Consider the following 18,837-nt stretch of genomic DNA (forward strand, 5'->3'; position numbering starts at 1 on the left):
AAATATTTCTAAATTGTACAAAAATAAACTTTTGTTTAATTAAAACTATTCAATGTTTAAAGAAGGTTCGCCTAAGTAAAAACCTTGAAATTCATCAACACCCATTTCTAAAAGTAAATCTAGAATTTCTTTTGTATGTACATATTCAGCAATAGTTTTGATATTTAATGCTTTTGAAAAGGCAATAATTGATTTTACAATTTCATAAGAGTTTTTATCTATATCTATATATTTTATTAAAGAACTATCTATTTTTAAATAATCTGGTCTTATTCTCATAATTCTTATAAAGTTTGAATAACCTGTTCCAAAATCATCTATTGCAATTTTTACACCATGCTTTTTATACTTTGAAATAAACTCTTCTAAATGTTCATAATCAGAGATATAATCACTTTCTAGTATCTCAAATATTATTCTTTGTTTATCTTTTTTCTCTAATCTATCCATTTTATTATCTAAAAACTCTATAAACTCATTATTTAAAATATCTTTAAAACTTATATTTAATGATATTTGTTTTTTTGTTTTTAGTAAATTATCAAATGTTTTTGAGATAATGATATGAGACAATTGTAAATACTGTTTTGTTTTAAAAGATACAGATAAAAATAGATTTGGTGTAAAGTATATCACTTTCTCATTTTCATCAATATCTCTTATTCTCATCAAAGTTTCATATTTTACAATTTCTTTATTTCTATCGAAAATTGGTTGATAAAAAGGTATTACATTATTTTCTAAAATAGCTTTTTGTATTTTTTCTCGCCAATAAATAGATTTTTTAACAACTTCTTTTGTATCAATCTCATTGTTATAAACAAGAAATCTTTGATTTGTTTTTTTTGCTTTTTTTAGTGCAATTGCAGCTGTTCTAACTGGCTCTTCTTGTACAATAGAAATTCCTAATGTCATACTAATTAAAACATCTATTCCTAATTTATCAATATGAACTAATTTATTTTTAAATGTTAAAATCAAATCTTCAATAAATAGTTCAAATTGAAAAAATGGCATATTATCTTTATCTAATAAACAAAAAATATCACCACTTAATCTATAAGCGCTTACATTATAATTTTTTTCAAACTCTTTTAAAATTTTTGCAACTTCAACCAAAACTAGTTCAGCTGATACAAATCCATAAAGTTCATTAATATCACCAAAAGAGTCTAAATCAAGTAAAGCAATTGATACAAATTCTGCATTTTTTATATCATTATCTAAAGCAACCCTATTTTTTAAACCAGTTAGCTTATCAACTGATAATTTTTCTTCTATTTCTTTTACTTTTTGAAGAACTTCTTCTTCACATCTTTTCTTAGCTTTTGCTAGCAAATATATAATTAAAATAGAAATCCCAAGTAGGATTAGTAAAAAAATTAAAACTTTATAATTTTCCAATTCTTTGACCAAATTTCACATTTTGATTTAGTAAATTATCAATTTGAACACTATCTTTTTCCCAAATCATAACAACAGTTGAACCCATTTTAAAATATCCTAAACATTCACCTTTTGTTATTTCGATATTGTCATAATTGTAAACTTTTATCTCTTTTGCATTTTTGTTAGTCTCAACTCTATTTTCAAATTCAAATACCATTTGACCAACATTTAAAGCTCCAACAAATACCATATAAAAAAGTTTTCCATTGTTTTCGCACTCTAAAATAACTCTTTCATTTTGTACAAAAAGTTCAAATTCTTTATTTAGATATTTTAAATTTACAGGATAAAGCTTTCCTGGAACATGAATAAGCTTTTTTAGTTTAAAGTTACAAGGAGCATGATATCTATGATAATCTTTTGGCGCTAAATAAAAGTTCATAAAAGAACCATTTTTAACTTTTTCAAAGTTTTCACTACAATAATAAGTCAATAACTCTTCAACACTATATTCCATACCTTTTATTTGTAAAGCAGTGTCATCTTTTAGAGTTCCACATTCAGTTATAAAACTATCAGTTGGAGAAATAATTGAATCTTTGTCTTTATCTATCTCTCTTTTTATGATTAACTCTCTTGTGAATAAATCATTTAAAGATTTATAATATCTAGGATGTTTAAATTCAGCCATATTTAGCTTCATTAGTTTTACATAACTTAAATTTATAATTTTTTGGATAGGTGTAGGAAACTCTTTTTTAGCAAATTTTCCAAAATATTGAGATATTTGATTTGTGATGTGCATCATCTGCCTTTAAAAAATTTATTGGTAGATATTTTATCTTTTTTTACTTCTTAAATTGCTTTAATAAAGTTTTTGATACTCTTTGTTTTTTATTAAAGGATATTTATGTATAAAATTGTTGTACAAGATAGATGCAGCTGTTTTCAAAAAAGTGATTTAAAAAATAATTTAGAATTTGATTCAAAAGATGATGCTTTATTAAAAGCTATTGAGATGAAAAATATTATGAATAATAAATTTTGTAAAAAACATATCTTTGAAATTCAAGAGATGTTTAATAATTTTATAATCAAATTTTATAAAGAAGAACAAAAAACTTACTGCTGTGGAAATGGTTGTTGTATGTAACAACCATTTTCTAATTTTTAGGTAGAAGAATGTACATTTTACCTTTTTCTTTCATTCTTCCAGCATATTCAAAAGCATCTTTTCCAAATCCCCAGAAAAAATCAGCTCTAATTTCACCTTTAATCGCTCCACCAACATCAGCTGCAACCATCATTTGATTTATTGGCTGTTTTGATACTGGATTTTGTGTATTTAAAAATACAGGTGTTCCTAAAGGTATATAACTCTTATCTACAGCTAAGTTTCTTTTTGGAGTTAAAACAGTATTTAAAGCTCCCGTTGCTCCTTGATTAGAGATTTTAAAAAAGATATAACTTTCATTTAAATTAAAAATATAATCCATTTTTGAAGGGTTATTTGCAAAAAACTTTTTCATTGATTGAACAGACATTTCATCTTTTGTCATAAGTCCTTGATTTATCAAATAACCACCAATACTTGTATATGCTCTTCCATTTTGCTCAGCATAAGCAACATTTATTAGTTTTCCATTATCCAGCTGGATTTTTCCAGAACCTTGGATATGAAGGAAAAACAGATCAAATTTATCATCTACATAAGCTATAACTTCAAGATTTGGATTATTTGGATTTGATTCTATCTCTTTTCTTGTATCATAAGGAACTATTTTTTTACCAACTAATTTTCCACGAGATTTGTAACCTTCTAAATTTGCATTATCTGACGTAATTAAATTTTTTGGTATTTTATAAACTGGATATTTATATCTGGCACTTTTTTTCAAACTACCATATAATAAAGGTTCATAATATCCTGTAATTGTTCCTTCATCATGTGAATTACTATCATAAAGTTTATATGGTTGAAAATTTACTATAAAAAATTTTCTTCCATCAGTCTCATACTGAGCTTTTTGGCATACACTTTTAAATTGTTCATATTTTTTTGATTTTTGACAATCTTTTTTGAAAACTTCTAAAGCATAATTTAAATCATCTTCAAAAAAACCTTTTATCTCAGTAAAAGAAACTGGTTCCATTCTATTTTTAACTTCTTTTTTTTCTTCAAAAACCTCTTTTTTAGTAGAACATCCTGTAACCAAAAAAGTTAAAAATAGAATAAGTATTAAGCTTTTCATAAAATATAACTAAGAAAAACAAAAATAAGTAAAATAAATATAGTTTGCATGAAGTAGAGCTTTTACTCTACTTCAGCATCGATAACATCATCGTCATCTTTTTTTGCTTTTTGATTTGGTTGAGCACCTGCTTGCTCCCCTTGCTCTTTTTTATACATAGCTTCTGCTAATTTATGAGATTTATCAGTTAAAGTTTTTAATTTTTCTTCAATTTGCTCTTTTGTTGCATTTTCATCTTTTAAAGTCTCTTCTAAATCAGCTGCTGCATCAATAATAGCTTTTTTCTCATCTTCGCTAATTGCATTTTCATTTTCTTCTAAAGTTTTTCTAGTTGAGTGTAATAATGCATCTGCTTGATTTCTTACTTCAATAACTGCTTTTTTCTTAGCATCAGCTTCTTTGTTTGCTTCTGCTTCTGCAACCATTTTTTCAATTTCTGCATCACTTAATCCAGATGAACCTGAAATTGTAATTTTGTTTTCTTTTCCAGTTCCTTTATCTTTTGCACTTACATTTAAAACACCATTTGCATCAATATCAAATGTTACTTCAATTTGAGGAACACCTCTTGGAGCTGCTGGAATATCAGAAAGTTCAAACATACCTAAAGATTTATTATCTTTTGCAAACTCTCTTTCACCTTGGCATACATGAATAGAAACAGCAGGTTGATTATCATCAGCCGTTGAGAAAACTTGTGATTTTTTAACAGGAATTGTTGTTCCTTTATCAATAAGTTTTGTCATAACTCCACCTAAAGTTTCGATTCCTAAACTTAATGGTGTAACATCTAGTAAAAGAACATCTTTAACATCACCTCTTAAAACTCCAGCTTGAACTGCAGCACCAGCAGCAACTACTTCATCAGGATTTACACCTTTATTTAAATCTTTTCCAAAGAATTCTTTTACCACTTGGTTTGCTTTTGGAAGTCTTGTACTTCCTCCAACCATGATAATTTCATCGATGTCACCTTTACTTAATCCTGCTTCTTTAAGAGCAATTTTAATATGGTCTAAAGTTTCATCAATTAGTTTTTCAGTCATAGATTCAAATTTTGCTCTAGTTAAAGATTTAACTAAGTGAATTGGCCCTGCATTTCCCATAGAGATAAATGGTAAATTAATCTCTGTTGATTCAGCAGATGAAAGTTCTTTTTTAGCATTTTCAGCCGCATCTTTTAATCTTTGTAATGCCATTTTGTCATTTTTAATATCAAAACCATTTTCATCTTTGAACTCTTTTGCTAACCAATCAATAATCGCGTTATCAAAGTCATCTCCACCTAAAAAAGCATTTCCATCAGTTGAAAGTACTTCAAATGTTCCATCTCCAATTTCTAAAACAGTAACGTCAAAAGTTCCTCCACCTAAATCATAAACTAAAACTTTTTCTTCACCTTTTTTATCTAAACCATAAGCAAGTGATGCTGCAGTTGGTTCATTGATAATTCTTAATACATTAAGACCTGCAATTGTTCCAGCTTCTTGAGTAGCTTTTCTTTGTGCATCATTAAAATATGCAGGAACAGTAATAACTGCATCTGTAACTTTATCACCTAAATACTCTTCTGCATCAGCTTTTAATTTTCCTAAAATTTTTGCAGAAATTTCTTGAGGAGTATAAACTTTTCCAGCAATTTCAACTGCTGCTGCACCATTTCTATCAACAATTTTATAACCTACTTTTGATTGAGCTTCTTTTGCATTTGGCTCATTCATCATAAGTCCCATAATTCTTTTAATAGAATAAATAGTTTTTTCTGGATTTGTTATTGCTTGTCTTTTAGCTGGATCACCAACTAAAACTTCACCTTTATCTGTATATGCAACGATAGATGGAGTTGTATTTTTCCCCTCTTTATTTGGGATAATTTTTGCTTCACCATTTTCATAAACAGCAACACAAGAGTTTGTTGTTCCTAAATCTATTCCAATTACTTTACTCATTTTTTAGTCCTTTATTTTATTTTATAAAATTAAGGAACCTTTCATCTTTATATGTTCTTTAGCGGTTGAATAAATCCAACCTAAGAACCAATCTAAAGCACAAGAGAACTTGTGTTGATTCCTCAAGTTTTGTTTCTTATTTTAATTTTCTATTTAAATCATTAGTTTAGTGACATTACGGTCATTTTTTAGTTTGCTATACTTACCATTGAAGGTCTTAATAACCTATCTTTTAATACATAACCTTTTTGTAACTCTTGAACAATTTGTCCAGAATTATGTTCTGCACTATCAACTTGCATTACAGCATTATGAACATTTGGATCAAACTCACCATCAGTTTCAACCTTTGTAATATTATGTTTTTCAAAAGTCGTTATGAAGTTTTTAAGTGTAAGCTCAATTCCTTCTTTTAGTTTTTCTAAAAGCTCATTTGCATCAACATCAGCTTTAGCTGAATTTAATGCCATCTCTAAAGTATCAAGAGGTGTTAATAAATCTTTTGCAAATTTTTCACTTGCATAATCTATTGCTTGATATTTCTCTTTTTCTAATCTTTTTTTCATATTTTCAAAATCAGCATAAGCTCTTAAAAATTTCTCTTCACTCTCTTTTAATTCACTTTCAAGTCTAGCAACTTTTTCTTCTAAACTTTCAGTTTTTTGCTCAGCTTCTTCTGTTTTTATTTCTTCTTTTGTTTCAACAGTTTCTTGCTCTAAAATTTCATCTTTTTTTTCTTCACTCACATTTAACTCCTAAAAATTTGTAATTTTTTCATAAAAATATTCATAATCTTTTGGTAATTCACCAATAACCAACATTTTTACTTCTTCGTTATCTATTTTGCAATAGTTACATATTCCAATATAATCTGCTGGTAATAGTTTATCAAAATATAAACCTTCTTTTAAATCATCTAAAATTTGACCTTTTAGAAATCTATTTATTGTATATTCATCAAAACTATAATTTAATGCTATTGATAAAAACTCTTTATAATTAAAGATTTGAAAATCTGAAGCTAATAAGCTTTGATTTATTGAGTTATAAACTTCAAAAGCACCTACATCTTTTGATATTTTTAAAATATCTTTTATATGTAAATCTATCAAATCAACTAAAAATCTATAAAGAGCTTCACTATATCTAACACTAATTGCAAATGAAGAAAACTCCAATATCATATATCTATTTTCAACATTTATAATATTTTTTAGTATATCAGTTTTCTCTTTTTTTATAAAAATACTCAGTCCAATTTTAGAGGCATAATATTCTAATGCTCGTAAATTTACACCATCAATTTTAAAGTTAAGTTTTGATTTCCAATACTGTTTTAAAGCTTCATTTGTAGGTGTTCGTCCACTACTTATATGTTCTTGTGCAAGATATCCCTCATCTCCAAGTTTTTTAAAGTAACCTCTAATTGTTGCAGGAGAATAAGTAATATCATACATAGATTTAAGCTGTGTTGAACCTATTGGCTCTAAATGCTCTATGTAAGCTTTAATAATAGACTGTAATAAAAACTCTTTTTTATCTATCATAAAACGACCATTTTGTAAATTTAGCACTCTATATCTTAAACTGCTAAAGAATTATAACTTATTGAGTCTATATTTGTCAAGTGTTTTTTATAAATAGTTAAAAAAAGCTATTTATCTATTCATCCAACTTATAAACTCTATTTAGTAGTTTTTCCCATTTATTCTCTTTTCCCCAATCAACATTTGCTTTTTGAAGAAATTTTTCTCTTGTTAAGGTATAAGAGTCAATTTCATTAAAAGCAACTTTTGGAGTTAAATCTGTTCTTTTCGAAAATGGTAAAATTTTAAAACTAAGATTGTCTAACACAAGTGGTGATTTATTTTTGTCTTCTACATAAAGTAATACTAAGTGAAAACTAGCACTTCCTTGCACTTTTACAATAGCTGGATATAAATTTTCTTTTTTTACCCCTAATTCTAAAAGTGTAAAATACTTTGCTATTACATAATCTTCACAATCTCCATGACCTTTTATAAAAAATTCTTTAGGTGTCATCCAATAATCATCAATTCCCATTGAAGCATTATCAAATTCAGCAAGACTTCCATTTATAAAAAGATTTATTTGAGTCAATTTATTATTTATATCAAGATTTTTAGCTTTATTTTTTACTTCTTCATATTTTGCTAATCGTTTTAATATAAAAGATTTTTGAGTTGATTTTTCTATTAAATTTTTATCTTTTTGGTTTAATTTAAACTCATAAGCAAAACTATTTGAAAATAAGAATAAAATTAATAAAATTAGAGATTTCATAAACTAATATTTTATCTTCGCAAGATACAAACCATTTGGTTTTATAGGAGTTTTAAAAATAATTTTTTCACAATTTAGTTGTTTTCTTAAATCTTCAATAGTTAATTTTTTATCATTTATTGCAAGTAAAAATCCAACCATAAGCCTAATTTGACTTCGTAAATATGAATTTGCAGTAAACTTAAAAACATAAATATCTTTATATTTATAAAATTTTGTATCAAAAATTTCTCTATTTGTATTCTCTTTATCACTTCCTGTTTTATGAAAATATTTGAAATCATGAATTCCAATAAACTCTTTTATAGCCTTTTTTAAAAGCTTTTCATCTACACTTTTTACATAAGTTATAAATTTATCATTAAAAGGTGTTGTCTCTTTTGTAGTAATTAAATATCTATAAACCCTTTTTTTTGCACTAAATCTTGAATGAAAACTTTCATCTACTTTTGATATTTTTTTTATTTTTATAGAAGTTGGAAGATTTTTGTTTAAAATCTCTTTTAATTTAAAAAAATCTTCCCAATACGAAGGTATTTGACAATTAAACACTTGTCCAGATGAGTGAACTTCTTTATCTGTTCTTCCACTTAAAACTATTTGAGTTTTAATATTTATATTTTCAAAAGCCTTTAAAAGTTCATTTTCAACTGTTTTGCCATTTGGTTGTTTTTGGCTTCCTTGAAATAAACTTCCATCATAAGCGACAACAAACTTTAAGTTCATAGAGTTTTAATACTCTTTTTTTATAGTTTTAGAGTATAAAAGATATGTCCCACTAAGCCAAAGAATAGGAATAATATAAAGCGTGTGTAAAAATATTTTATCTCCTATTGATTTGATTAGAACATAATATAATACTATCGAAATTAATGAATACATAATTGCTCTATTTTTTTCATATCTTGGATTAAAATACCCAAAAGTAATTACTAAAAATAAAGACATCAAAGGAAAAAAAGAAGTTAAAATAAAGAATGTCAAATCATCTAAATCAACTTTGTTTTTTATATTATTTTTCCAATAATCATAAGTTGTCGTAAAAACAGTTGTTTTAGCTGTGGAAATAGAATCATTTATGTACATTGCTTCATAATTTATTTGATTAAACTCTTCCTTATCAATCAAAAAAGCTTTTCCCTCGTCTAATCTAATGCTTAAAACACCATTGTCATTGTCTAAAACAGCATTTTTACTAATCACAAATTGATCATTGTCTTTTTGAACTTTCAAAAGTTTTACATCTTCATAAAGATTATTTTTTTTGTCATTTATAAAAATCAGCCAGTCACCAAATTTTTGACCAAATTCACCAGATTTTATATTAAAATTTGCTTCATTTTTTTTAATATTTACAAATTGCTTTCTTTCAAAATCACTTTTTGGAATAAGTCCAACAGATACAACTAAAAGTAAAAGTGTTAAAAGAAGAGTTAATGGTAAAAAAATCTTCAAAATTTTAAATGGATTTAATCCAAATGAAGTAATAACAGTAAGTTCATATTCACTTGAAAGTTTTGATAAAGTTATAACCATAGATATAAAAAAAGATATTGGCATAGTATAAAAAATAATATCAGGAATTGTATAACTAAAAATTCTAAATAATTCAAAAAAGTTTACAGTTATAATTGCTGTTAAAGCTGAGATTTTAACCAAAAATATTACTGCTGTAATAAAAAATAATCCAAAAAATATAGGGAAAAATGTAATTGCTAGTTGAGAATATAAATAGCGCTGTAACTTCACTAAAATGCCTTTATAAAATGTTCTAAATTAAAAAAATACTCGATAAAAAATCCTAAAACTAATGATGGAATAAATGGAATTTGAATATCTTTTTTTATAAAATTTATGCTAATTGTATGTAAAATAGCAATAATCGCTGATAGCAATATAGCATAAGTTAGCGAATTTAATCCTAAAACAACAGCCATACTTGCAATTATAGGGATATCACCTTCTCCCAAAGCCACTTGATTTTTAAGATTTTCATCTTTTAAAATTCTTGATTTTATATTTTGGATATAAAAAGTTACGATAAAGTTTAATAAAAAAATAGCTCCACTCGCAATAAAAGCATTTAAAAAACTATCTTCTAAAGAAAAATCTGTAATAAAAAAGGATAAAACAAATACAAGCAAAAGCAAATAATCTGGAACAGCTTTATATTTTAAATCAATAAAAGATAAAAAAACTAAAAGATACGAGAATATACAAAAAAATAAAAATTGTAGGTTTAGAGATAATTTTAAAAATAGAAATATTGTTAAAATAATACAAATTACTATTTGTAAAAATCTAAATCCCACCAAATCTTCTCTCTCTATTTTTATAATCATCTAAAATCTTTTTAAGTTCAGCAACACTAAAATCTGGCCAATAAGTTTTTGTAAAAAACATCTCTGCATAAGCATTTTGCCATAATAGATAATTTGAAAGTCTAACTTCACCACTAGTTCGTATTAGCAAATCAACTGGACTCATACCTGCTGTATCAAGGCATGATTCTAAATTTTCTTCTGTTATTTCAAGATGTTGTTCATTCAATTTCTTTATTGCTCTAATAATTTCATCTTTTGAGCCATAATTTAAAGCTAAAACCTGTGTAAGACCACTGCAAGAAGAAGTTTTTTCTTCTATTTGGTTTATAATATTTTGTAAAGATTTTGAGAATTTACTAAGATCTCCAATTGCTTTAAATCTAATATTATTTTCTAAAAAAACTTCTAACTCATTTTTTAGATGTTTTTCTAAAAGTTTCATCAAATATTCAACTTCAAGTTTTGGTCTTGCCCAATTCTCAGTTGAAAAAGCATATAAAGTTAAATATTCTATTCCAATTTTTGCGCAAAACTTTGTAATCTCTCTTACAACTTTCGCACCTTCTTCATGTCCAGCAGTTCTTTTTAATCCTCTTTGTTTTGCCCATCTTCCATTCCCATCCATAATGATGGCAATATGAGAAGGAAAGCCTTTATCATCATTCATATTATTTAAACTCATCTTGTAATTTTTCTAAAATTTCTAAAGATATGTCTAATTTTGAACCTTTAAATGTAGAACTTTTATTCTTATTTTTTAAAATGAGTTCAATACTATTATTTTCACTTCCAAAACTATTTTCTTCGTTTAAAATATTTAAACAAACTCCATCAAGATTCTTTTTTTCTAACATTGAAATTGCACTATTTTGAGCTATTAATTCATCCATTTCTGCTTTAAATCCAATAGAAATTATTTCACTTTTATCTAAAGAATTTAAAATATCAATATTTTGTTTTAACTCTAAATTCCAGTTTATTCCTATTAAATCTTTTTTTAGTTTTCCTTCTTGTGCAAAAGTTGGAAGATAATCACTAACAGCAGCTACCATAAATAAAAAACTCTGTTTTTTACTCTCTTTTTTTGCAATTTCTAATGAACTTACTAAAGATTCGTACATTTCAAATGAACTTTGCACTTTTATTAAATGAATATCATTTGGTAAATTTTCATAACCACGAGAACTTACTAAACAAACATCTGCACCTTTATAATATAAAGCTTTTGCTAAGTTTGATGCCATTTTTCCTGATGAAAAGTTTGAAATATATCTTACATCATCTATCTTTTCTATTGTCCCACCGCCACTTAAAACAACTTTTCTATTTATCCAATACTCATCTTTTAAAAGTTCTTTGCAAGTAGCATCAAAAATATCAGTTGGTTCTGCCATTGCTCCATCGCCAACATCTTTACAAACAAGTTCTTTTATTTGAGAAGAGACTACTTTATATTCAAGATGTTTTAATTTATCAAGGCTCTGTTTTGTAATAGGATTATTTATCATATTTGTATTAGCTGCTGGTGCAATTAATTTAGTTTTTGTATAAGCTAAAGCCGTTTGAAGTAATAAATTATCAGCCAAACCACAAGCTAATTTATTTATAGTATTAGCACTAGTTGGAGCAATCACAAAAATATCAGACCATTTTCCAATATCTATATGATTATAATCTTGGCTTTTATCCCAGTTTTCACTACTTTCATCTAAAACTCTGTTTTGTGAAATAGCTTCAAATGTAATTGGATTTATAAACTTTTTTGCACTTTCAGTCATAATAACTCGGACTTGTGCACCTGCTTTTACATAAAGTCTAATCAAATCCAAAGCTTTATAAATAGCAATTGAACCAGTAACTCCAACTAATATTTTTTTATTTTTTAAAAGCATTTTTATTTCTTTTTACTTGAAAAATGTTTGTAAAAGAAACCATCAATAGTTTTTGCTTTTGCTCGTGTAAGATACAATTCACCTTTTTTAACATTTCCAGTTACAGTTGAACCAGCTCCTATTAAAACATCATCTTCAATATTTACAGGTGCAACAAATTGTGTATCACTTCCAACAAAAACATTTTTTCCTATAATTGTTTGATGTTTATTAACTCCATCATAATTACAAGTAATTGTCCCACATCCTATGTTTGTTCCTTCATCTATTGAACAATCTCCAAGATATGATAAATGCCCTGCTTTTACACCCGTTAATTTAGCTTTTTTTGTTTCTACAAAGTTTCCAATATGAGTATTTGTTAACTCACTTCCTGGTCTTACTCGTCCCATTGGTCCAACATCACTATCTTTTACGATTGAATCTTCAACAACTGAATTTGTTTTAATATGAGAATTTATAATTTTTGCATTTCCAAGTAAACTTACACCATTTTCTATGATACTTTCACCCTCAATTTCAACACCCTCTTCGATGTAAATAGTATCAGGCAATCTCATAATTACTCCAGCTTTCATAAACTCTTTTTTGATTCTATTTTGGTGAATTACCTCAGCATCTGCTAATTCAACTTTTGAATTAACACCTTTAAAATTCTCTTCATTTACAACTAAAGGTTTTAAAACTTTTCCTTGACTAATTGCCATTTCAACTAAATCAGTGATGTAATACTCTTTTTGAGCATTGTTATTATCTAATTTTGGTAAGTTTTCAAGTAAAAATTTTGTTTCAAACTGATAAATTCCAGCATTTGCAGTTGTGATTTTTAGTTCATCTTCTGAAGCATCTTTTTGTTCAACAATTTTTTTAACATTTCCATTTTCAATTATTACTCTTCCATAACCATCAGCACTTTCTAGCTCTAAAACTGACATTACAATAGTCGCATTTATTTCAAATTTTTCCAATTCATTTGCTTGAATTAAAGGCATATCACCATTTAGAACTAAAACTTTTTCATACTTTGGAGTGATTCCCATAACAGCTCCACCAGTTCCTGGATAGTTTTTATGGTCTTGAATTACAAAATTTATATTTGAAAAATATTTTTCAATTTCTGCTTTTACTTTTTCAAACTGATGATATAAAACAACTGTTATATCATCACTCAATTTTAAAGCCTCTTTTATAGAGTAATAAAGCATAGGTTTACCAGAAATCTTATGTAATACTTTTGGAGTATCAGATTTCATTCTAGTACCTGCTCCTGCTGCTAAAATAATAATTGACTTTTTACCCATTTTTAACCTTTTACTGCTTCATTTAGCTCTTTTTTTAAGTTTTGAATTACTTCTATTAGAGCATTTTTCATTTTATAATCGCTTATTTCACTTGTTAATAACTTATCTAAATTTTTCTCTTTACTTTTGAAAAATTCTGCAACTTTTTTATTTTTTGGATTTTTGTTATACATCAAAACTCCAGAATTTACCAATGTCACAACCAATTTTATGTGTCCTAAAATTGTTGCATAATTTAATATATTAAAACCACTATTATCTGGTTGGTTCATATCAGCACCTGAAGCGATCAACCATCTTGCAATTTGATAGTTTCCTTTCCATTGTGTGTGATGAAGTGCTGTTCTTCCGTAATTATCTTTTAAAGATAGATTTGCTTTTTTTGTCAAAAGTTTTTCAACTACCAATAAATCATCGGCAATTACAGCATTATGAATTACTGTTCTTCCATTATTATCTTGAATATCAACATCTACTCTATATCTTAAGAAATTCACCAATCTTTTTATAAAGTAAGCTTTATCTAACTTTTCAGTTATTTTTAATCCCTCTTCAACCATACACATTAAAGCAGTTTTATTTTCTTTATCTGTTAGATTCAGATTTATACCGTGATTTACAATAATTTCTAAAGTTTCATAATCATTATACATAACCAAATCAAATAAAATATTTTTCCCATCTAATCTTTTAGCTTCTAAATTTGGCTTATATGATAAAACTTTTTTTAGTAAAATATCATATCTCTCTTTTTCATTTATATATGGTGCTAATGTTGGATTTGATTTTTTAAATCCTCTTGTAATAGCAATCAATTCTACAACATTGTCAACTACAGTTTTTTCATCTAAATCTCTTGAATCAATGTTTGCACCTTTTGCAACCAATAAATCCATCATTTTATAGTTTGAATAACCCTTTAATGTTTCAATATGAAATAAATTCCTATTATATTCATCAACTATATTTAAATCAGCTCCACAATCTATTAAAAATTCAACATTTGCAAAATTTTTATTTTCAATCTCTTTTTGTAAAGTTGTTTTTCCATCAGCATCAACTGTATCAACTTTTAATCCATTTTTTATAAATAAAAGAGCAAGAGCTAAATAATCATTTTTTGGATTGATTAGCTCATATCTTTTATCTTCAAATTTCAGTTCATTTTTTTGTATATTTACGATATTTAAAAGTTCATCAATTATATTTTTATAATTTTTATCTACTATATTTATATCAATACGTTTATCAATTAGTTTTTCTATAATTGGTATATTTCTAGCACCTTTTAAGATGGCATAAAAAAGTACATTTTGTCCATTTTTATCTACTATATTTACATTGATATTTTTTGATAAAAGATTTAATGCGATATTTATATCATCTTTTAAAACTGCTTTAAAAAGAGCTGTTTGTCCATTTTCATCTAATATATTAAAATCTTCGATATTTTCTAAAACATCATTGATAATATCTATATTTTCACTCTCAATGGCATCAAATAAAATAGTTTTTCCAGTATTATCTTTTGAATTAAAATCTGGCTCATACTTTGTTAGTAACTGGAATATTTTATATCCACCTAAAAGAACAGATTCTTGTAAAATAGTTCTTCCTTGACTATTTTTTCTATTTATATCAAAACCATTTTCAAGTAAAAATCTAACTGTCATAGGATCAGCTTTTTCTACTGCTTCACCTAAGACTGTTTTCCCATCTTTATCTTCTATATTTGCTTCAATACCATTTTTTAACAATATTTTTATAGATTCAAATCTTTTTTTTACTACTAATGAAAAAAGGATATTTCTACCTTTTTCATCTTTTTTATTTATATCTATGCCTTTATCTATGTATCTTTGGATTTTTTTAAGGTCTATTTTGTCAGAAAAAAGCTCATTGTAAAAATCTTCTTCATCAACTTTGAAAAATTTAAACACTATAAAATATCCTTATAATTAATTATAAATCCTAATAAATTTTAGATTTTAGCTAATTTTTTATTAAATTGTTTTTGTCTTCTTGATTTATTGCTTCTTTTTTCGTCTTTCTCTTTATTTGTTTTTGGAAATCTTTTTTTATGAAAATCTTTTTCAAAACCACTCTCTTCAACTAAATTTCCTTTTAAAGATTTTTCAATAAAACTGTTAAAAGAGTTTCTTAAAATATATGCTTTGTCATGGTCAGGGAAAAGCTCTGGAAGTTTATATGAAAGCCAAAGATATAAAGAGATTTTTTTTACCTCATCTTCAACTAAAAGTAAATCTTTTTGAGTAATTGCCTTTTTAGGTAAAGTAATTGAAGGTTTATAGTGATTTACTCTTTTTTTTATCACACTTGCAATATATGAATCATATGCTTGTAAAATAATAGTTGATTTTGTAGTAATTGGAGCTTGAGCTAAAAGATATTTTTCTTCTAAACTCAAACCATTTTTATTATCAACTATTCTTGCTGCTTCTATCATAGAAGAGATATTTGCAGCTACAAAAGGTCCATTAAAAGACATATTGTCTGCAAAAAATTTCAAAATCTTTGTCAATGAATTTGTTTTTATATGACTTGAAAGTGCTTCTAATTGATTGTTATTTATTTTTACTTTAAAAGGTGGTTTTATTGTTTTTATTGAAGATTCAAATTCCTCTTTTATATAAGCTAAAATATCTCTTCTTGTTGCACCTAAATATCCAGCTTCAAAATGTCCAAATCGTCCTGCACGTCCTGCTATTTGAACTATTTCATTAACTGTTATTTTTCTTCTACTAACTCCGTCAAATTTTGTATCAGTTGTAAATAAAATTGTTTTAATTGGAAGATTTAAACCCATTGCAATTGCATCTGTTGCTATTAAGATTTGACTCTTTTTCTCTCTAAATCTTTTTGCTTCATCACGTCTAACTTCAGGAGATAAATTTCCATAAATAACTGAAACAGCGTATTTTTTTTGAAGTCTTTGTTTGAGTTTTAAAACATCACTTCTTGAAAAAGCTATCAAAGCTGTTCCATCTTCTAATTTTTCCAAAGAAGTCCATTTGTCAAGAATTTTTAATTCATTTTTTCTAGTATGTTTTATAACTTCTAAATCTTCATCTAAATAAGCAGCTATTTTTTTAACTGCATCAAGAGCATTTACGCTTCCTGTCATAATGATTTTTTTTGCAGGACATCCTATAATTGCATTTACCCAAGCCCAACCTCTATCATCATCTTCAAGCATTTGAACTTCATCAATAACAGCAACATCAACATCTAAATCAAAATCTAACATTTCAATCGTTGAACAAACATGAGAAGCTTCAATATCTAAAATTTGTTCTTCTCCTGTTATTAAAGAAGCATTTATTTTTGATTCTTTTAAATCTTCATATCCTTCAAGAGCCAAAAGTCGCAAAGGTGCTAAATATAATCCACTATTTGCTTCTTTCAATTTTTGCATTGCGTTGTATGTTTTTCCACTATTTGTAGGACCTACATAAAATTCTAATTTTCTATTTATGCTTCTTGCTAAAGGATAAAGTGTTTTTAAATCGCACTTTAATAAGGTTTGTAGTTGTTCTTGCCAATTTTCTTTCATAGGCGTATTATATACAATAGAATATAATACTAGATTAAACAAAAAATTTAGGGGAATCTAATTTAATGAACTGTAACTATTTTGGAATTTGCGCATCTTGTACTCTTTTTGATAAAACTTATGAAGAACAATTAAACTATAAAATACAAAGAGAAAAAGAAAGATTCTCAAATTTTACAAATATAGATTTTGACATCATAAAAAGTAATGAATCAAACTTTAGAAATCGAGCTGAATTTAGAATTTGGTGGGAAAAAGGCGAAAATAATAAAGAGATTTTATCATATGCAATGAATGACTTTAAAAAAAATATTTTAAAAATAAATTCATGTGAGATGGTAAGTTTTCATATAAAAGAACTTATGCCAAAACTAATAGATGAACTTCAAAATGATTTAGAACTATCTTTTAAACTATTTGCTGTTGAATTTTTAGGAAGTAGTACAAAAGATATGCTTGTAACTTTGATTTATCACAAAAAGTTAGAAGAATCTTGGATACAAAAAGCAAAAGAGATTGAAAAAAAATTAAATATTAAAATCATTGGAAGAAGTAAAAAACAAAGACTTGTTTTAACAAATGATTATATAAATGAAACTTTAAATATTTCAAATCAAAATTTCTTTTTTGCTTATGAAGAAAATGGATTTACTCAACCAAATACAAATGTAAATGTTCAAATGATTGAATGGGTTTTAGAAAATACAAAAAATTCATCAAAAGATTTATGTGAATTATACTGTGGTGGTGGGAATTTCACTATTCCACTTTCAACAAAATTTAGAAAAGTTTTAGCAACAGAGATTTCTAAAACATCTATAAAATCAGCTTTAAGAAATTGTTCTTTAAATAAAATAGAAAGTATAAGTTTTATTAGAATGAGTGCAGAGGATTTTGTACAAGCTTTAAATAAAGTGCGAGCTTTTAATAGACTAAAAGATATAAATCTTGATGATTATGAGTTTGATACTATTTTTATGGATCCACCAAGATCTGGACTTGATGATACAACTAGAAATTTAGCAAAAGATTTTGAAAATATAATATATATTTCATGTAATCCTGAAACTTTACATAGAGATTTGGAAGAACTAACTAAAACTCATGAGATTGAAAAGTTTGCTTTATTTGACCAATTTGCATTTACAAATCACATAGAAAGTGGTGTAATCTTAAGAAAATTAAAAGATTAATCTTTTAATTTTACTCAGTAATTCCCATTCTTTCATAAAAACCTTTTTTGAATTTAGCTTTTTTATCTATATCTTCTTCAGCTTTTTCTTTTACAAGAAAATATAAATAATTTCCTTTAGCAACTTTTCCTATTATCATCAAAGATAAAAGAAAAACTACCATTACTATTGATACATATGCAGCAATTCTTTTTATTTTTTTATGACTTTTTGATTCAATTTTTAAAAATATCTTATCTATTTGCTCTTTTAAATCTTTTAAAATATTCTTAGGAAGATTATTTATATCAAAAAATTCTACTCTTTCATCTTCTAATCCTTGAGCCTTTTTTAGCTCTTCTTCTTCAATAACTGCAAAAAAATATGTTAAATCTACTCCACTTTGTAAAGGAATTGTTTCTATCTCACTCCAATTTGAGATTTCCAATCCTACTTCTTTTTGGCACTCTCTTATTATGGCTTCTAATGGTGTTTCATCTAAATCAACTTTTCCACCAACTCCATTATATAAGCCTTTTTGCCAATCAGGATTGTTTTTTCTTAATAATAAAATTTTACTTCCATCAGTTACGATGCCTACAACATAATTCATTTAATAATCATTTCTTTTTAATTTATACTTTATTTAATATTTATAATAAGGTAGTTGGATTATGCCA

The 18,837-nt window shown here is 26.1% G+C and carries 18 protein-coding genes; 2 read left to right on the plus strand and 16 right to left on the minus strand.

Annotated features, from left to right (window positions below; genetic code table 11):
* Positions 1-45 precede the first annotated feature (45 nt).
* Positions 46-1,416 (minus strand): EAL domain-containing protein, encoded by a 1,371-nt coding sequence (locus CKV87_RS10940; RefSeq protein WP_012148046.1) that lies wholly within the window; start codon positions 1,414-1,416, stop codon positions 46-48.
* Complete coding sequence (locus CKV87_RS10945) at positions 1,391-2,194, minus strand: phosphatidylserine decarboxylase (protein ID WP_012148047.1); 804 nt, start codon at positions 2,192-2,194, stop codon at positions 1,391-1,393. The genes CKV87_RS10940 and CKV87_RS10945 overlap by 26 nt, the downstream gene beginning before the upstream one ends.
* Before the next feature lie 105 nt (positions 2,195-2,299).
* On the opposite strand from CKV87_RS10945, the gene CKV87_RS10950 reads away from it, so the two are divergent.
* Positions 2,300-2,542: a hypothetical protein gene (locus tag CKV87_RS10950; RefSeq protein ID WP_004511078.1), complete on the plus strand. Its 243-nt coding sequence runs from the start codon at positions 2,300-2,302 to the stop codon at positions 2,540-2,542.
* A 10-nt stretch (positions 2,543-2,552) separates the two neighbouring features.
* Here the strand turns inward: CKV87_RS10950 and mltA are convergent, their stop codons facing one another.
* The 13 genes from mltA to CKV87_RS11015 form a co-directional block, all read right to left on the minus strand.
* On the minus strand, positions 2,553-3,641 hold the full coding sequence (gene mltA, locus CKV87_RS10955) for a murein transglycosylase A (RefSeq protein WP_012148048.1): 1,089 nt from the start codon (positions 3,639-3,641) through the stop codon (positions 2,553-2,555).
* 62 nt (positions 3,642-3,703) lie between these two features.
* On the minus strand, positions 3,704-5,590 hold the full coding sequence (dnaK, locus tag CKV87_RS10960) for a molecular chaperone DnaK (RefSeq protein WP_004511080.1): 1,887 nt from the start codon (positions 5,588-5,590) through the stop codon (positions 3,704-3,706).
* 188 nt (positions 5,591-5,778) lie between these two features.
* Positions 5,779-6,336, minus strand: coding sequence for a nucleotide exchange factor GrpE (gene grpE, locus CKV87_RS10965; RefSeq protein WP_004511081.1), 558 nt, complete (start codon positions 6,334-6,336; stop codon positions 5,779-5,781).
* Positions 6,337-6,345: 9 nt separating this feature from the next.
* A complete protein-coding gene (locus CKV87_RS10970; protein ID WP_012148049.1) occupies positions 6,346-7,137 on the minus strand; it encodes a heat-shock regulator in 792 nt (263 codons plus the stop codon).
* A gap of 115 nt (positions 7,138-7,252) precedes the next feature.
* A complete protein-coding gene (locus CKV87_RS10975; protein ID WP_012148050.1) occupies positions 7,253-7,894 on the minus strand; it encodes a transglutaminase-like cysteine peptidase in 642 nt (213 codons plus the stop codon).
* A gap of 3 nt (positions 7,895-7,897) precedes the next feature.
* Positions 7,898-8,620 carry a tRNA pseudouridine(38-40) synthase TruA gene (gene truA, locus CKV87_RS10980; protein ID WP_012148051.1) on the minus strand — a complete coding sequence of 241 codons (723 nt, stop codon included), beginning with the start codon at positions 8,618-8,620 and terminating at the stop codon, positions 7,898-7,900.
* 6 nt (positions 8,621-8,626) lie between these two features.
* Positions 8,627-9,643, minus strand: a complete 1,017-nt coding sequence (locus CKV87_RS10985; protein WP_012148052.1) for an LptF/LptG family permease — start codon at positions 9,641-9,643, stop codon at positions 8,627-8,629.
* Positions 9,643-10,236, minus strand: coding sequence for a prepilin peptidase (locus CKV87_RS10990; RefSeq protein ID WP_012148053.1), 594 nt, complete (start codon positions 10,234-10,236; stop codon positions 9,643-9,645). The genes CKV87_RS10985 and CKV87_RS10990 overlap by 1 nt, the downstream gene beginning before the upstream one ends.
* Positions 10,196-10,900: a di-trans,poly-cis-decaprenylcistransferase gene (locus CKV87_RS10995; protein WP_004511087.1), complete on the minus strand. Its 705-nt coding sequence runs from the start codon at positions 10,898-10,900 to the stop codon at positions 10,196-10,198. Before CKV87_RS10995 ends, CKV87_RS10990 begins: the two co-directional genes overlap by 41 nt.
* Positions 10,887-12,110: a bifunctional phosphopantothenoylcysteine decarboxylase/phosphopantothenate--cysteine ligase CoaBC gene (coaBC, locus tag CKV87_RS11000; protein WP_012148054.1), complete on the minus strand. Its 1,224-nt coding sequence runs from the start codon at positions 12,108-12,110 to the stop codon at positions 10,887-10,889. The genes CKV87_RS10995 and coaBC overlap by 14 nt, the downstream gene beginning before the upstream one ends.
* A gap of 2 nt (positions 12,111-12,112) precedes the next feature.
* Positions 12,113-13,411 carry a bifunctional UDP-N-acetylglucosamine diphosphorylase/glucosamine-1-phosphate N-acetyltransferase GlmU gene (glmU, locus tag CKV87_RS11005; protein WP_012148055.1) on the minus strand — a complete coding sequence of 433 codons (1,299 nt, stop codon included), beginning with the start codon at positions 13,409-13,411 and terminating at the stop codon, positions 12,113-12,115.
* A 2-nt stretch (positions 13,412-13,413) separates the two neighbouring features.
* Entirely contained in the window at positions 13,414-15,351 is a 1,938-nt protein-coding gene (locus tag CKV87_RS11010; protein ID WP_012148056.1) for an ankyrin repeat domain-containing protein, read from the minus strand.
* A gap of 41 nt (positions 15,352-15,392) precedes the next feature.
* Positions 15,393-16,985, minus strand: coding sequence for a helicase-related protein (locus tag CKV87_RS11015; RefSeq protein WP_041645021.1), 1,593 nt, complete (start codon positions 16,983-16,985; stop codon positions 15,393-15,395).
* Positions 16,986-17,050: 65 nt separating this feature from the next.
* Here CKV87_RS11015 and trmA point away from each other — a divergent pair, with 65 nt between their 5' ends.
* Entirely contained in the window at positions 17,051-18,178 is a 1,128-nt protein-coding gene (gene trmA, locus CKV87_RS11020) for a tRNA (uridine(54)-C5)-methyltransferase TrmA (protein WP_012148058.1), read from the plus strand.
* 10 nt (positions 18,179-18,188) lie between these two features.
* On the opposite strand, the gene CKV87_RS11025 is transcribed toward trmA, so the two are convergent.
* Positions 18,189-18,770 carry an NUDIX hydrolase gene (locus CKV87_RS11025; RefSeq protein WP_012148059.1) on the minus strand — a complete coding sequence of 194 codons (582 nt, stop codon included), beginning with the start codon at positions 18,768-18,770 and terminating at the stop codon, positions 18,189-18,191.
* Positions 18,771-18,837 lie beyond the last annotated feature (67 nt).

This window comes from Aliarcobacter butzleri (genome assembly GCF_900187115.1).
Taxonomy (GTDB): domain Bacteria; phylum Campylobacterota; class Campylobacteria; order Campylobacterales; family Arcobacteraceae; genus Aliarcobacter; species Aliarcobacter butzleri.

What these genes read in the sequence shown, in the direction of transcription:
- CKV87_RS10945 (WP_012148047.1), bottom strand. Translation starts at nt 2,194, where the DNA reads ATGCACATCACAAATCAAATATCTCAATATTTTGGAAAATTTGCTAAA.
- CKV87_RS10950 (WP_004511078.1), top strand. Translation starts at nt 2,300, where the DNA reads ATGTATAAAATTGTTGTACAAGATAGATGCAGCTGTTTTCAAAAAAGT.
- mltA (WP_012148048.1), bottom strand. Translation starts at nt 3,641, where the DNA reads ATGAAAAGCTTAATACTTATTCTATTTTTAACTTTTTTGGTTACAGGA.
- dnaK (WP_004511080.1), bottom strand. Translation starts at nt 5,590, where the DNA reads ATGAGTAAAGTAATTGGAATAGATTTAGGAACAACAAACTCTTGTGTT.
- CKV87_RS10970 (WP_012148049.1), bottom strand. Translation starts at nt 7,137, where the DNA reads ATGATAGATAAAAAAGAGTTTTTATTACAGTCTATTATTAAAGCTTAC.
- CKV87_RS10975 (WP_012148050.1), bottom strand. Translation starts at nt 7,894, where the DNA reads ATGAAATCTCTAATTTTATTAATTTTATTCTTATTTTCAAATAGTTTT.
- truA (WP_012148051.1), bottom strand. Translation starts at nt 8,620, where the DNA reads ATGAACTTAAAGTTTGTTGTCGCTTATGATGGAAGTTTATTTCAAGGA.
- CKV87_RS10990 (WP_012148053.1), bottom strand. Translation starts at nt 10,236, where the DNA reads ATGATTATAAAAATAGAGAGAGAAGATTTGGTGGGATTTAGATTTTTA.
- CKV87_RS10995 (WP_004511087.1), bottom strand. Translation starts at nt 10,900, where the DNA reads ATGAGTTTAAATAATATGAATGATGATAAAGGCTTTCCTTCTCATATT.
- coaBC (WP_012148054.1), bottom strand. Translation starts at nt 12,110, where the DNA reads ATGCTTTTAAAAAATAAAAAAATATTAGTTGGAGTTACTGGTTCAATT.
- glmU (WP_012148055.1), bottom strand. Translation starts at nt 13,411, where the DNA reads ATGGGTAAAAAGTCAATTATTATTTTAGCAGCAGGAGCAGGTACTAGA.
- CKV87_RS11015 (WP_041645021.1), bottom strand. Translation starts at nt 16,985, where the DNA reads ATGAAAGAAAATTGGCAAGAACAACTACAAACCTTATTAAAGTGCGAT.
- trmA (WP_012148058.1), top strand. Translation starts at nt 17,051, where the DNA reads ATGAACTGTAACTATTTTGGAATTTGCGCATCTTGTACTCTTTTTGAT.
- CKV87_RS11025 (WP_012148059.1), bottom strand. Translation starts at nt 18,770, where the DNA reads ATGAATTATGTTGTAGGCATCGTAACTGATGGAAGTAAAATTTTATTA.